Below are 14190 nucleotides of genomic sequence, written 5' to 3'. Positions count from 1 at the left end.
ACTGCATGACCCAAAACGCCCTCCTGCTGGTCAACCTGGGATCGCCGGCTTCCACCCGGGTCGAGGACGTGCGCCGCTACCTCGATCAATTCCTCATGGACCCCTACGTGATCGATCTGCCCTGGCCGATTCGCCGGCTGCTGGTTTCGCTGGTGCTGCGCAAGCGCCCGGAGGAGTCCGCCCATGCCTATGCGTCGATCTGGTGGGACGACGGCTCGCCGCTGGTCGTGCTGAGCCGCCGCCTGCAGGAGGCCGTCCGGCCGTTCTGGTCGCATGGCCCGGTGGAGCTGGGCATGCGCTACGGCGAGCCGTCCATCGAGGGTGCGCTGCTGCGCCTGAGCCAGCAGGGCATTACCCAGGTGACCTTCGCGCCGCTCTACCCGCAGTTCGCCGACAGCACCACCACCACCGCCATCGAGGAAGCCCGCCGGGTCATGCGCGAGCATGGCCTCAAGCTGGAGCTGAAGGTGCTGCCGCCGTTCTACGCGGAGCCCGAGTACCGCCAGGCGCTGGTGGATAGCGTGAAGCCCTATCTGGAGCAGCCCTATGACCATCTGTTGCTGAGCTTCCATGGCTTGCCCGAGTCTCACATCCGCAAGCTGGTGAAGGACAAGAGCCACGACCTCACCGCCAGCTCCAGCCGGGGCGTGCACGAGGACGTCATGGCTGTCTGTTACCGCAGCCAGTGCCTGCGCACGGCCGAAGACTTCGCCGCGGGTGCCGGGCTGGAGGACGGGCGCTGGTCGGTGTCCTTCCAGTCGCGTCTGGGACGCAACAAGTGGATCGAGCCCTATACCGAGGCACAGCTGGACAAACTCGGCAAGCAGGGCGTGAAACGGCTGCTGGTGATGTGCCCGGCCTTCGTCGCCGATTGCATCGAGACGCTGGAAGAAATCGGCCAGCGCGGCAACGAGCAGTTCCGTGCGGCAGGTGGCGAGGAGCTGGTGCTGGTGCCTTGCCTGAATGACCAGGAGTTGTGGGCGCGGGCGTTGGCGAAGTTGTGCGAGCGGACGCCGGCCGCGATCTGATCGACTTTGGCGCTCTGGCTTCCCCTCACCCTGACCCTCTCCCTGAGGGAGAGGGGAGCGTTCGGTACAGGATGAAAGCTCAGCGTCAGCCGGCTCGGATTGCACCCTCTCCCTTTGGGAGAGGGCTGGGGTGAGAGTATCTCCGGTACTTGCCTGCTCTTCGTAGGAGCGCCCCTGCTGAAACCCGGCGGCCAGCCTCTGACCACCCATTCATCAGCCAACGGCCGACGCACGCATTCAGAGACCTGATAGTGCGCGCGCTGTGTGTTCGCAATGCCTACTCTGCGGGTCTCCCCTTCGCCTTCGCCGCGATTGGCGGCGTATCAGGAGCCCGGCATGAACAACAACAATAACGGCTACCCCTCCAGTGCCGTGGCCTGGTCCACGGTTGCGATCCTCATGGTCGCCTATGTGCTTTCCTTCATCGATCGACAGATTCTCAACCTGCTGGTCGGCCCGATCCGTCGCGACCTGGAAATCAGCGACACGCAGATGAGCCTGCTGATGGGCCTGTCCTTCGCGCTGTTCTACACCCTGTGCGGCATTCCCCTCGGGCGCATGGCGGACAGCCGCAGCCGCCGCGGGCTGATCACCGTCGGCGTGCTGATCTGGAGCGCCATGACCGCCGCCTGCGGCCTGGCCAAGCAGTACTGGCACTTCCTGCTGTTCCGCGTCGGTGTCGGCGTGGGCGAGGCGGCATTGTCGCCGGCAGCCTATTCGCTGATCGCCGACAGCTTTCCGGCCAATCGCCGCGCCACCGCCATCAGCGTCTACTCCATGGGCATCTACCTCGGCTCGGGCCTGGCCTTCCTACTCGGCGGCCTGGTGATCAAGTTCGCCTCGGCCCAGGGCGACGTGCACCTGCCGGTCCTCGGTGAAGTGCGCCCCTGGCAGCTGATCTTCCTGATTCTCGGCGCGGCCGGCGTGCTGTTCACCCTGCTGATGCTCGCAGTCAAGGAGCCGACCCGTCGTGGCGTGGGGGCCGGCGTGGTGGTGCCAATGAGCGAGGTGGGCGCCTACCTGCGCGCCAACCGCAAGACGGTGATCTGCCACAACTTCGGCTTCGCCTGCATCTCCTTCGCCAGCTACGGCAGCGGCGCCTGGGTGCCGACCTTCTTCGTCCGCACCTATGGCTGGGACGCCGGCCACGTGGGCGTGGTGTACGGCAGCATCGTCGCCGTGTTCGGCTGCCTGGGCATCGTCTGCGGTGGCCGCCTGGCCGACTACTGGGCCAAGCGCGGGCGCACCGACGCCAACATGCGCGTGGGCCTGCTGGCCGCCATCCTGGCCATCCCGCTGAGCCTGGTCTACCCGCTGCTGGACAGTGCCAATGCGGCTGCCGCGATGATGGCGCCCATCGTGTTCTTCCTCAGCATGCCCTTCGGCGTCGCCCCGGCGGCGATCCAGGAAATCATGCCCAACTCCATGCGCGGCCAGGCCTCGGCCATCTACCTGTTCGTGGTCACGCTGCTGGGCCTGGGCGTCGGCCCCACCGCCATCGCCCTGGTCACCGACTACGTGTTTGCCGACGACATGGCGCTGCGCTATTCGCTGCTGATCGTCAGCGCCGTGGCCCTGCTGGCGGGCGCGCTGTTCCTGGCCAACGGCCTGAAGCCTTACCGGGCCAGCCTCGAGCACCTCAAGAGCTGGAGCCTGAAGGGCGACAGCGGCAGCGGCGCGATGCAACGCCAGCCGGCCTGATACTGCCAGTTCGGCACCGAGCCCCCGCGCAGCGATGCGCGGGGGCTTTTCTTTGTGCGTGGCACAATGCGACGGAACATGGGTTCGAGGGGAGATTTCCAGCATGGAAGGAAAGGGCATTCGTGCAGGGCTGCTTGTCCTGGGGGCACTGGCGCTGTGCGCTCCGGCAGGAGCGAACGAGCCTTGGGTGGCGTTCACGCAGAACGACCTCATCGGCTTCAAGGATGCGCAGGGCACGGTGCAGGTCCGGCCCAGGCTCAGCCCGATGTTCACGATGGCGCGGCGTTTCGAGCACATCATCGCCGCCGGGGAGGAAACCGCCGACGGTTACCGCACCTACCACCTGCTGCGCGATGGTCGTCGGGTGGCGCCGGATGCGGTCTACTTCTTCGACAACGCGCCGGTCTGCGAGAGTGAGAACAGCATCCGCTTCCGCGATCGCCAGCGTGACAAGGTGGGGTTCCTCGATGGCCATGGCCGGGTGCTGATCCCGGCCGAGCTGAGCGACGCCAGTGCCATGCGTAACGGCATGGTCGTGGCGCTGACGGGGGCCAGCCGAACCTGCGCCGATCCGGGTATCAGCCTGGAGCATTGTGAACACCGAGGCTGGAAGGGCGGCACCGAGTTGCTGCTCGACCGCCATGGCAAGGCGCTGGTGTCGAACTTCGACAGCACCCGTGCTGGCGCGCTGGACTGGTTCTCGCAGCAGGTGAGCGAACAACCCTCCAACGACCCGCGCCGCGTCTCCTTCCTGGGAGTCGACGGTCGTTACATCAGCTTCGTCGACATCGAGAAGGACTTCGCTCTCTGGTTCAGGGACGTTTTTCTCGCGCAGCTCGATGATGATTCGCTGAAGGCGCACAGCTACTCGCGAGTCTGGCACGGTCAGGGCAGCGAATCGCTGGATGACTGGCAGGCCGCTCCGGTGGACGATGTTTTGCGCCAACACGTGGCCGAGCTGCGCAAGCGCCTGGAAACCCTGCGTGCGTCAGGTGGCTATGGCGTGCGCCAGGACGACATGGGCTGGCCGTTCGACCCCGAGAGCGACCCGCAATACTTCGACAACTGCGGCGACTTCGCCCAGTGGACGACGCCCAAGGTCTCGGCCATGGAGCACTGGGAGCAGGGCTCATTCGAGCCGGCCAAGCATGCGAGTTTCGATTTCATCCGCACCGCCGACGGGTATCGGCTGGTGGCGTTTTCAATTCCGAAACAGTGAAGTCCCGGTTGTGCAGGAACTCTAGGAGCGAGCTTGCTCGCGAACGCGGTTTCGCCAGGGACATTGGCATCAGGCGGTTCGCGAGCAAGCTCGCTCCTACAAGGGCCAGGCGCGCGGATCAAACAGAGAAAAAAGCCCCGCGGATGCGGGGCTTTTTCATTCAGTGCGCCGTGGCTGGCGTGCCGGCTTCAGCAGGCTTCTTGTCCGGCTTGGCCAGCAGCGTGTACACGCAGGGCAGGACGAACAGGGTGAACAGCGTACCGACGCTCATGCCCGTGGCGATCACCACGCCGATGTCGAAGCGGCTCACCGCGCCGGCGCCGCTGGCGAACAGCAGCGGGGTCACGCCCAGCACCATCGCCGCGGTGGTCATCAGTACCGGGCGCAGGCGGATCGCCGCGGCTTCCTCGACCGCCTCGCGCACCGACAGGCCACGCTCATGGCGCAGCTGGTTGGCGAACTCGACGATGAGGATACCGTGCTTGCTGATCAGGCCGATCAGCGTCACCAGGCCGACCTGGGTGTAGATGTTCAGGCTCGACAGGCCGAGGAACAGCGGGATCAGCGCGCCACAGATCGACAACGGCACGGTGACCATGATCACCAATGGGTCGCGGAAGCTCTCGAACTGTGCCGCCAGCACCAGGAAGATCACTGCCAGTGCCAGGGCGAAGGTGATCATCAGCGCGCTGCCTTCCTGCACGAACTGCCGCGAGGCGCCTGCGTAGTCGAAGGAGAAGCCGCGCGGCGATTCCTCTTCGGCGAAACCGCGCACCGTCTCGATGGCCTCGCCCATGCTGACCATGGGCACGCCGGAGATGATTGCCGAGTTCAATTGCTGGAACTGGTTGAGCTGGCGCGGGCGGGCGCGCTCGTGGAAGGTCACCAGGGTGGACAGCGAGATCAGCTGGCCGCTCTGGCTCTTCACGTAGTAGTTGTTCAGCCAGCTCGGGTTGTCGCGGTAGGCGCGCTCGACCTGGGCGATCACCTTGTAGCTGCGCCCGTCGATGGTGAAGCGGTTGATCTCGCCTTCACCCAGCAGCGCGCCGAGGGACACGCCCAGGTCCTGCATGCTGACGCCCATCTGCGCCGCCTTGGCGCGGTCGATGTCGACCACCAGTTCGGGCTTGTCGAAGGCCAGGTCGAGGTCGAGGAAGGCGAACTTGCCTGATTCCTCGGCACGCTTCTTCACCCGCTCGGCCACCTGCAGCAGGGACTGGTAGTCGCTGGCGGTGTTGATCACGAACTGGAACGGCAGGCCCTCGCCGGTCCCTGGCAGCGACGGCAGGTTGAAGCCGAAGATCTGCAGGCCGGGAATCTTGTTCAGCTCTTCCTGTACCGCGTGCAGCAGCTCCATCTGGCTGCGGTCGCGCTCGTCCCAGGGCTTGAGCAGCATGCCGCCGATGCCGGTCTGCACGCCGTTGTAGCCGTTGATCTGGAACGCCGAATAGTACTCGGGGAACTTGCGGAAGATACCCTCGAACTCGGCGGTGTACTTCGACAGGTAATCCAGGTTCGCCGTCTGCGGTGCGTTGGCCATGATGAAGACGATGCCCTGGTCTTCCTCCGGCGCCAGTTCCTTGTGGGTGAACATCAACAGCAGCGGGATGATCGCCAGCACCAGCAGGGCGAAGACGATTACCACCGGACGGCTGTTCAGCGTGCCATGCAGGGCGCGCTGATAACGCTGCTTGAGACCCTCGAAGATCAGGTCCAGGCGATGCGCCAGGCCGCTGGGGTTTTCGTCGTGGCGCAGCAGGCGCGAGCACATCATCGGCGACAGCGTCAGGGCGACGATGCCGGAGATGATTACCGCACCGGCGAGGGTGAAGGCGAACTCCTTGAACAGCGCGCCGGTCAGGCCGCTGAGGAAGCCGATGGGCGCATACACGGCGGCCAGGGTGATGGTCATGGTCACCACCGGCACGGCGATTTCCCGCGCGCCCTCGATGGCGCCCTGGAACGGCGACTTGCCCTCCTCGATGTGGCGGTGGATGTTCTCCACCACGACGATGGCGTCGTCCACCACCAGGCCGATGGCGAGCACCATCGCCAGCAGCGTCAGCAGGTTGATCGAGTAGCCCATCATCTGCATGAAGAACAGCACGCCGATCATCGACAGCGGGATGGTCACCACCGGGATGATCACCGAGCGGAACGCGCCGAGGAACAGGAAGACCACGACGATGACGATCAGGATCGCCTCGGCCAGGGTCTTCACCACCTCGTCGATGGACGCCTGGATGAAGCGCGTGGCGTCGTAGGCGATGGAGACTTTCAGGCCCGGCGGCAGCTGTTCTTCCAGCTCCGGCATCTTGGCGCGGACTTCCTTGATCACGTCCAGCGGGTTGGAGCTGGGCGTGCCCTTGATGCCGATGTACACCGACGGGATGCCGTTGAACGAGCTGACCGCGTCGTAGCTCGCCGCACCCAGTTCGATGCGCGCCACGTCACCCATCAGCACGCGGCGGTCGCCTGCGGTCTTCAGCGGAATGGCGGCGAAGGCTTCCGGGGATTTCAGGTCGGTGGTGGCGTTCACCGAGGTGACCACCAGCTCGCCTTTCACCTCGCCGGCGGCGGAGAGGAAGTTGTACTCGCGCACTGCACTGGCCACGTCGCCGGCGGTAATGCCGTAGGCGGCCATTTTCACCGGGTCCAGCCACAGGCGCATGGCGAACACCTGGTTGCCGAGGATCTCGGCTTCGGCGATGCCCGGCAGGGTGGCGAGCTTGGGCTGGATCACCCGCGACAGGTAGTCGGTGATCTGCGGGTTGTTCATCTGCTCGCTGAAGAAGCTGATGTACATCAGCGCCGAGGCGTCGGCCGCTTCCTTGTCGAGGATCGGGTCCTCGGCATCCGGCGGCAGTTGGGTCTTCACCTCGCCGATCTTCGACAGCAACTCGGTGACCAGGCGATCGGTGTTGGCGCCGATGTGCGCGTAGATCGAGATCACCGAGTAGTTCTGCCGGCTCACCGAGGTCATGTAGTCGATGCCTTCGGCGCTGGCGAGGCTCTGCTGCAGCGGCTGGGTGATGTAGCCCTGGATGGTCTCGGCGTTGGCACCGGCATAGAAGGTGGTGACGGTGATCAGCGCGTTTTCCATCTGCGGATATTCGCGGATCACCAGCTTGCTGAACGCCTGCATGCCGAGCAGGACGATCAGCAGGCTGACCACGGTCGCCAGCACGGGGCGACGGATAAAGGGATCGGTGAACATAGCTCAATCCTTTAATGCGGACCCTGCCGGATGACGGCGGGGTCTGTTGGCGCGCAGCATCGAGCGACGCGCCGGCTATGCGATTACCGCGGGTCCTTGACGATGGCCACGGCGGTACCGTTGTCCAGCTTGAGCTGGCCGGAGGTCACCACTTCTTCGCCGGCCTTCAGGCCCTCGAGGATCACCACGTTGCCTTCGCGGCGTTCGCCGGTCTTCACGAAGCGGCGTTCGACTTCCAGCCTCGGTGCGTCTCCGGCCTTGGCCTCTGCGGCTTTCTCTCCGTCCTTGGGCTTGTGCGGCACCACCACGTACACCGAGTTGCCATACAGGGTGAAGGCCACGGCGGTTTCCGGCACCACGACGCGCGGCGCACTGTCGGGCAATTGCACTTCCAGGTTGGCGAACATCCCCGGCAGCAGCTTGCCCGCCGGGTTGGCCATGCTGGCGCGGACCAGCAGGTTGCGCGTCTGGTTGTCCACGCGCGGGCTGATGGCGTCTATCTGCGCGTCGAAGCTCTGGCCCGGATAGGCTGCCACGCGCACCACCACCTTCTGCCCGCGCTTGAGCAGCGGGAAGTCCTGTTCGGGCAGGAAGAAGTCCACTTGAAGGGTGGAAAGGTCCTGCAGGGTGACGATCTCGGTGCCGGGGGAAACGTAGTCGCCCACGTCCACCTGGCGGATGCCGATGGTGCCGGAGAACGGCGCGAGGATGCGCTTCTTCGCCAGCGCCGCCTTGAGCTGCGCGACGGTGGCGGTGGAGCGGTTCAGCTGGGCGGCGAGGCGGTCGTACTCGCTCTTGGAGATAGCCTGGCGGCCCACCAGGCTCTTGCCGCGCTCGTACTCGACCTGGGCCAGCCCCAGGTCCGCCTCGGCGGTGCGCAGGGTGGCCTGCTCGACGTCGGATTCCAGTTGCACGACCGGCTGGCCGACCTTGACCTTATCGCCGGAGACGAACTGCACGGCGCTCACAGTGCCGGAGACTTCCGCAGTCAGGGTCACGCCCTGGATCGCGCGCAGGGTGCCGATGGCTGCCAGACGGCTCTGCCAGTCGCGTTCTTCGGCTTGGGTCGCGTTCACGCTCACCGGCGGGCGGGGAGCCGAGAACATGGCGATCTGTTTGGTGATGGAGAGGTATTTCGAGCCGGCGAGCACCGCAACGATGACGGCAACTACGCCCAGCATGATCAGCATGCGGCGCAACATCTTCCTGTTCCTTGGTACGTGCCTGGCAGCTATCGAGCGCGATCGCTCGCCCACTATTGGCCGGGCGGCCTTCCGTTCGCGCAGATGTCGATCAGGCTCTGAAGCCTATACGTGGGACGCCCCATTGCGGGGCGCAATTGCGCACCTTATTCCTGAATCGGTGGCGAGTCAAAGGGCCGCGTTTACAAGACGTTTCCCGCTGAAACTGAAGGGTTTACGAGAAATGCGCGCTGAATCGGTGCAAATCTGGATGCAGCGCGCGGGCCGTAATCAAGCCAGGTGCAGGTGGTTGTCCCAGAAGGCCGGCGGCAGGTCCAGCGGCGTGCCGGCGATGCGTTCCTGGCGGCAGTCGTAAATGCGGCAGCGGCCCTGGCCGGAGGTGACGACAAAGCCGTCTTTCACCGCGCCGACGCCGGCGCAGTCGGGCAGCGGCGCGTCCAGGCGCACGGCGCCGGAGTCCAGGTCCCAGATGAAGAAGCGGTTGCCACGCGGCGCGGTGAGGGCGACCAGGCGCAGCTCGTTGTGCACGGCGACGCTGGCGGTGTACTGGGTCATCGCCAGGCGCTGCTCGTCGGCCAGCGGGAAGGGCTGGAAGGCCTCGCCGGGGCGCTTGATGGCGAGCAGGTCGGCGCGGTCGTGAGCATCGCCCATATACTGTTGACCGGCGACGATGGTGCCGTCCCCGGCGATGGCCAGGTGGCGCACGCTGTTCATCTGCTGCGGCAGGGTTTCCTTGGAGATCAGCGAGCCGTCGCGGCGCATCAGCACCAGGCTCGGCTCCATGGCGTCGAGGTTCATTTCCACGCGGCTTTCGGCTTCGGTACGGATACCACCGTTGGCCACCACCAGCGTCTCGCCATCGGGCATCCAGGACACCTGGTGCGGACCGAGGCCGTGGGTGGAAATCTCGCCGGTGTGGCTCAGGCGCTCACCGTCGAAGCGGTACACACCGAGCATCCCGCGCCCCGGATCGGTGGTGTCGTTCTCCGTCGCGTAGAGCCATTCGCCGTCCTTGTGCCACACGCCGTGGCCGTAGAAGTGGCGGTCGGCCTGCGAGTCGAGGGTCTGCAGCAGGCGGCCGTCGTTCAGGTCGATCAGGTAGCTCTGCCGGCCCGGCCGGCGGGCGACGAACAGCGCCAGTGGCAGCTCGGGATGCTGCACCACGTCGTGGCAGCGCAGGCCGACTTCGGTGGCGAAGGCGCAGCTGCCGTCCAGGCGATAGCCCACGGCGTAGTGCTTGCCATCCGCGTCGTCACGGGCGGACAGCACCAGGGGCTCCTTGCCCTTGCGTGACAGCGTCCAGCCGCCGAAGGTCAGGGCACCGAGCAGCAGGCTGCCCAGGCCGATCACGTGACGTCGCAACATGGCGTTCACCTCTATCACTTCTCGTATTCCATCGGTCTTGCGAGCTAGAGCCAGGTTAGGCGGAAAGGTGCGGCGAATGCGGAGTTGGCTTCCAGCCAATGAGCAATTCGACGTATTTTCCAACGACACCTGGCCGACGCGCAGCAGACCGAATCAGTCGCCGTCGTTGGCGTTGAACCCCAGCTGTACGCCGAGGGCTTTCGCCAGGTCGCTTTCATGCAGGCGGTGGACGACGTTGAGGCTGTCGTACAGCTCGTTCAGTTGCTTGATGCCGGCATCGTCCTGCAGCAGTTCGCTCAAGGGTTTATTGATGGCTTTCAGCTTGCCGTGGACATCGGCGTAGGCCGCGTCGATCTTGCCGGCCAGCTCTTTCTGCTCGGCCGGCAGCAGGGCGCGCAGGCCCTTCTTGTCGGTGCCGTCCCACAGCGCCTGGGCGCCGGTCAGGCTGGAGTCCAGGCTCGCCAGCGACATGTCGCTGCGCCAGCCTTCGGCCTGGAACGGCTGCGGGATGCCCTTGCTCTGGCGACCCAGCGGGGTGCCGAGTTTCTTCTTCAGCATGTCCAGCGCGGTGACCTGCACGCGCAGCAGTTCGGCGATGGCCTCGTGAGCGTCAGCGTAGCGGTCGTTGGGGAATTTGGAGAGCTGGGCGAGCATGCCGCCGTCCTGCTTCCACTGCGCCAGGATGTTCTCCGCCAGGGCTTGCTGGTGGCTGCCGATGGCTTCCAGCAGCGGGCAGTAGCGCGCCTTGGTCTCGGCGTTGGCCAGGTCGATCTTGGCGTCGTAGAGGATGTATTCGTAGGCGGTCAGGCCCTGGACCACGACGCTGGATTTATCCAGGGTCGCCGGGGAAATCGCGTTGCCGCTGCTCAGCAGTTGCTCGACCTGGCGCGCCACGAGGTTCTTCTTGTCCGGCCAGAACTGCACCTGCCAGGAACGGTTGCCTTCGGCCAGTGGGCCGACCAGCAGCGGCTGCAGCTCGGCCCAGGCCTTCTGGGCGGCCATGAAGTCGGCGCGGGCCTTGCTCAGGTCTTCCTTGCCCTGGCAGTAGGCCAGGGCGCTGGCGGCCAGCGCGCGGTCGGCGTCGACCCAGCGGCTGTAGGTCGGCAGGATCACCTGCTGGGCCAGCGTGGCGCTGGTGGTCGCCTGCGGATCGGTGGGCGAGCAGGCGCCCAGGGCGATGGCGAGGCTGGTGATCAGAAGTCGGGGGCGGAACATGGTGGGCTCGGCTCCTTAGAGTGAGTTCAGGAACGCCAGCAGGGCGTCGCGCTGCCCGGCGTCGAAGTTCAGTACGCGTTGCTTGGCCGCTTCGGCTTCGCCGCCGTGCCAGAGCACGGCTTCGAGCAGGTTGCGGGCGCGGCCGTCATGCAGGAACTGGGTATGGCCGTTGACCGTCTCGGTCAGGCCGATGCCCCACAGCGGCGCGGTGCGCCAGTCGCGGCCGCTGGCGAGAAATTCCGGGCGATTGTCCGCTAGTCCCTCGCCCATGTCATGCAGCAGCAGGTCGCTGTACGGGCGGATGACCTGGTTGGCCAGTTCGGGCTCGGCGGCGTTCGGCCCGGTGGTGAATTTGGGCGTGTGGCAGCTGGCGCAGCCGGAGTCGAAGAACAGCCCCTTGCCGGTCAGCACCTGTGGGTCGTCGACCTTGCGCCGCGCCGGTACCGCGAGGTTGCGGGCGTAGAAGGCGACCTGGTTGAAGATGTGCTGGCTGACTTCCGGCTTGCCGCCGTCGATGGCGTTCTTGCAGGCGGTCTGCGCTGCCGTGCAGTCGTCGCTGGGCAGCAAATCACTGGTCAGGCCCATGTCGCCGGAGAAGGCGTGGGCGTTCTGCTGGGCGACGTTGGGCTGCCCGGCCTTCCAGCCGAAGCGGCCGAGGACGGTCTGTTGCGTGGCATCGTCCCAGACCCGGTTCGGTCGGCCGTGGATGCCGTCGCCATTTTTGGCTTGGCGTTCCGCGTTGGCGAGGATGTCCGCCTCGCTGATGGACTCCAGCAGGCCCAGGCCGATCATCGGCGGGGCGATGCGCGCGGAGAACATCGTGTCCGCGTGCATCGGGCCGTAGCCCAGGTCGCTGATGCGCAGTTTCGGCTTGCGCAGCTCGACCACGGTGCCGTCCTTGAAGGTCACCGGCACCGCGTCGTACTCCACGCGGACCTTGCCTTCGGGCGCCACGCCGGGGATCGCCGAGTCCTGGAACTGGCCGCCGTACACCGGCTCGGGCACTACGCCCAGGCGCTTGATGGTTTCGGCGTCGGCGGAGCCGGCGGGGATCGACAGGCGTACCAGCATCGATACGGCGTTGACGTCGTTCAACTCCGGAGGATGGCCGCGGCCGTCCTTGATGTGGCAGTTCTGGCAGGCGTTGGTGTTGAACAGCGGGCCGAGGCCGTCGCGCGCGGTGGTGGTGGTCGGCGCGATCACCCAGGGATTGCGGAAGAAGCTGTTACCCACGGCGAAGTCCAGGCGGCGGCTCGGCGTGAGGTTGGCCGAGGGCATGGAATAGGCGTTGCGGTCGCTCTGCTTGACCGTGGTGGCGCCGCCGGAAAGCGCTTCGCCAGGTTCGCTCACGGCGTGCTGGGAGGTCTCCGGCTTGCACGCGGCAAGGGCGAGGGCAGTCAGCAGCGGCACGAGGTGCAGGGCGGTACGGCGGTGGAGCATCGACGGGTTCCAGAGCGGTGACATGGCAGCGAGCCATGTTATCAGGGGCGTCAAATGCAAATATGAAAAATTTGTATTTGCGAACGACATCGTTTGCCGCCCGGAAACGACAAAGCCCCGCAGTGCGGGGCTTTGCCTTTGCCATTTCAGTAGCTGCGGCCTGGAGCCGCAGTCACTTCAGGACGCGCGGATCAGAACTGGTGATCGGCGTTGTCCGGCTTCAGGTCCTGCACGCCGACCGCGGTAGCGGCCTTCTCGATGGCGCCGGTCTGCTTGACCAGCGAGGCGATGGCGTCGCGGATCTTCTGCTGATCGTCCTTGTCTTCCGGAGCGATCATCTGGTCGAAGTGCACACCGTCCTTCTCGGCACGGTCGACGATGACCTGCATCTTGGCTTCGGTGTTGGCCAGGTCATTCTTCAGGTCGGTATCGGCGGCGGCGTCAGCCTTGGCGACCAGGTCGGACAGGCTCGGGCCCTTCACGACGCTGCCGTCGGTGCGCTTGTATTCGCCCAGGTAGATGTTGCGGATGGACTTGGCGTTGAAGAACAGGGTGTTGTGGGTGTTGTCGCTGAAGCAGTCGTGCTCGTCTTCGGTGGAGTTGGCTTCCAGCGCGACTTTCATGCGCTCGCCGGCCAGCTCGCCGAGGGACAGGGAGCCCATGCCGAAGAACATCTTGCGCAGATTGTTCTCGGCGGTGTCGGCCTCGACCTTGGCGCGGTAGTTGTCGGCGACGCCGGACTTGAAGTTGCCGTGCATTTCTTCCAGGTCGGAGACCAGCAGGTCGGTGACGGCCTTCAGGTAGGCAGCGCGACGGTCGCAATGACCATTGGTGCAGTCCTTGCCCTGGGCGTAGTCGGTGTACTTGCGATCGCCGGCGCCCGGCTTGGTGCCGTTGAGGTCCTGGCCCCAGAGGAGGAATTCGATGGCGTGGTAGCCGGTGGCGACGTTGGCTTCGGAACCGCCCAGCTCGTTCAGGCCCTTGAGCTTCTCGCCGGTGATTTCCTTGACGTCGATCTTGTCTTCGCCGACCTGGATCTCGGTGTTGGCGATGATGTTGGCGGTGGCGCCGGCGTTGCCTTCGGCGTGCTGGTAGTCCTTGGCGACGTAGTCGATCAGGCCTTCGTCCAGCGGCCAGGCGTTAACCGCGCCTTCCCAGTCGTCGATGATCGAGTTGCCGAAGCGGAAGGCTTCGCTCTGCGAGTAGGACGGGCGGGAAGCGATCCAGGCTTCGCGGGCGGCCTTCAGGGTTTCTTCGCTGGGCTTGGCGATCAGCGCGTCGACGGCGGTCTGCAGGGCCTTGGCGGTGGTCAGGGCGTCGCCGTAGGTGGCTTCGGCGATGTCCAGGTAGTTCTTCACCACGGCCTTGACCGCGGCCTCGTCGACCTTGGCAGCCGCTGCCGGGGCAGTGCTCTGGGTGCTGGCAGCCGGCGCGGCGGCGGGGGCTTCGGCTTTCTTGTCATCGCCGCAGCCGGCGAGGGAAATGGCGATGGCGAGCAGGCTGGCAGTGGCCCAGGGCATACGAGTCATGACGGGTTCCTTTGCATGGAGAGGAGGCGCACGAAAAAGGACTGCGCAAGAAAATCCGCAACATAATGCGAAAGATTTGCATTTTTGAAAAGAGAGATCGCTGGCGCCATTCGCCGCGGGGCCAGTAAGTTGCCACCAGAGCGGCCGCTCGCCGGAGTATCACGTGATTTAAGCGGGAGGCCGTTGTAGGGTGAAAAACACCTCTGGCGTTATCCACCGACATTGGAAGCGCAGGCGCCGGATAAAGCGTTCCGCGTTATGAGGCCTGCGGTAA

9 protein-coding genes are annotated in these 14190 nt (G+C 65.5%); 3 read left to right on the top strand and 6 right to left on the bottom strand.

Annotation, left to right across the window (positions count from 1 at the left end; all coding sequences use genetic code 11):
* The first annotated feature begins 5 nt into the window (after nucleotides 1–5).
* The 3 genes from hemH (at nucleotide 6) to LDJ84_RS25100 (ending at nucleotide 3948) form a co-directional block, all read left to right on the top strand.
* Nucleotides 6–1028, top strand: coding sequence for a ferrochelatase (gene hemH, locus LDJ84_RS25110; protein ID WP_024762582.1), 1023 nt, complete (start codon nucleotides 6–8; stop codon nucleotides 1026–1028).
* Nucleotides 1029–1364: 336 nt separating this feature from the next.
* Nucleotides 1365–2729, top strand: coding sequence for a spinster family MFS transporter (locus LDJ84_RS25105; protein WP_084358742.1), 1365 nt, complete (start codon nucleotides 1365–1367; stop codon nucleotides 2727–2729).
* Between the two features lie 187 nt (nucleotides 2730–2916).
* Complete coding sequence (locus LDJ84_RS25100; protein ID WP_226045575.1) at nucleotides 2917–3948, top strand: hypothetical protein; 1032 nt, start codon at nucleotides 2917–2919, stop codon at nucleotides 3946–3948.
* A gap of 160 nt (nucleotides 3949–4108) precedes the next feature.
* Here LDJ84_RS25100 and LDJ84_RS25095 read toward each other — a convergent pair whose 3' ends face one another.
* The 6 genes from LDJ84_RS25095 to LDJ84_RS25070 all read right to left on the bottom strand — a co-directional run bounded on the left by LDJ84_RS25095 (nucleotide 4109) and on the right by LDJ84_RS25070 (nucleotide 13916).
* A complete protein-coding gene (locus LDJ84_RS25095) occupies nucleotides 4109–7165 on the bottom strand; it encodes a multidrug efflux RND transporter permease subunit (RefSeq protein WP_054909822.1) in 3057 nt (1018 codons plus the stop codon).
* An 83-nt stretch (nucleotides 7166–7248) separates the two neighbouring features.
* Nucleotides 7249–8367, bottom strand: a complete 1119-nt coding sequence (locus tag LDJ84_RS25090; protein ID WP_024762586.1) for an efflux RND transporter periplasmic adaptor subunit — start codon at nucleotides 8365–8367, stop codon at nucleotides 7249–7251.
* A 270-nt stretch (nucleotides 8368–8637) separates the two neighbouring features.
* Nucleotides 8638–9732, bottom strand: a complete 1095-nt coding sequence (locus tag LDJ84_RS25085; RefSeq protein ID WP_037009471.1) for a DUF1513 domain-containing protein — start codon at nucleotides 9730–9732, stop codon at nucleotides 8638–8640.
* 153 nt (nucleotides 9733–9885) lie between these two features.
* Entirely contained in the window at nucleotides 9886–10947 is a 1062-nt protein-coding gene (locus LDJ84_RS25080) for an imelysin family protein (protein ID WP_226045574.1), read from the bottom strand.
* Nucleotides 10948–10962: 15 nt separating this feature from the next.
* Entirely contained in the window at nucleotides 10963–12387 is a 1425-nt protein-coding gene (locus LDJ84_RS25075) for a di-heme oxidoredictase family protein (RefSeq protein ID WP_065084428.1), read from the bottom strand.
* Between the two features lie 191 nt (nucleotides 12388–12578).
* Complete coding sequence (locus LDJ84_RS25070; RefSeq protein WP_024762589.1) at nucleotides 12579–13916, bottom strand: imelysin family protein; 1338 nt, start codon at nucleotides 13914–13916, stop codon at nucleotides 12579–12581.
* Nucleotides 13917–14190: the final 274 nt, after the last annotated feature.

It is taken from the genome of Pseudomonas sp. HS-18 (assembly GCF_020401845.1).
GTDB classification, from domain to species: domain Bacteria; phylum Pseudomonadota; class Gammaproteobacteria; order Pseudomonadales; family Pseudomonadaceae; genus Pseudomonas; species Pseudomonas nitroreducens.
This window is presented reverse-complemented; position numbering and strand designations above follow the sequence as displayed.

Bases quoted from the DNA above. Each gene is read 5' to 3' on its own strand.
- hemH (WP_024762582.1), top strand. From the start codon at position 6: ATGACCCAAAACGCCCTCCTGCTGGTCAACCTGGGATCGCCGGCTTCC.
- LDJ84_RS25105 (WP_084358742.1), top strand. From the start codon at position 1,365: ATGAACAACAACAATAACGGCTACCCCTCCAGTGCCGTGGCCTGGTCC.
- LDJ84_RS25095 (WP_054909822.1), bottom strand. From the start codon at position 7,165: ATGTTCACCGATCCCTTTATCCGTCGCCCCGTGCTGGCGACCGTGGTC.
- LDJ84_RS25090 (WP_024762586.1), bottom strand. From the start codon at position 8,367: ATGTTGCGCCGCATGCTGATCATGCTGGGCGTAGTTGCCGTCATCGTT.
- LDJ84_RS25085 (WP_037009471.1), bottom strand. From the start codon at position 9,732: ATGTTGCGACGTCACGTGATCGGCCTGGGCAGCCTGCTGCTCGGTGCC.
- LDJ84_RS25080 (WP_226045574.1), bottom strand. From the start codon at position 10,947: ATGTTCCGCCCCCGACTTCTGATCACCAGCCTCGCCATCGCCCTGGGC.
- LDJ84_RS25075 (WP_065084428.1), bottom strand. From the start codon at position 12,387: ATGCTCCACCGCCGTACCGCCCTGCACCTCGTGCCGCTGCTGACTGCC.
- LDJ84_RS25070 (WP_024762589.1), bottom strand. From the start codon at position 13,916: ATGACTCGTATGCCCTGGGCCACTGCCAGCCTGCTCGCCATCGCCATT.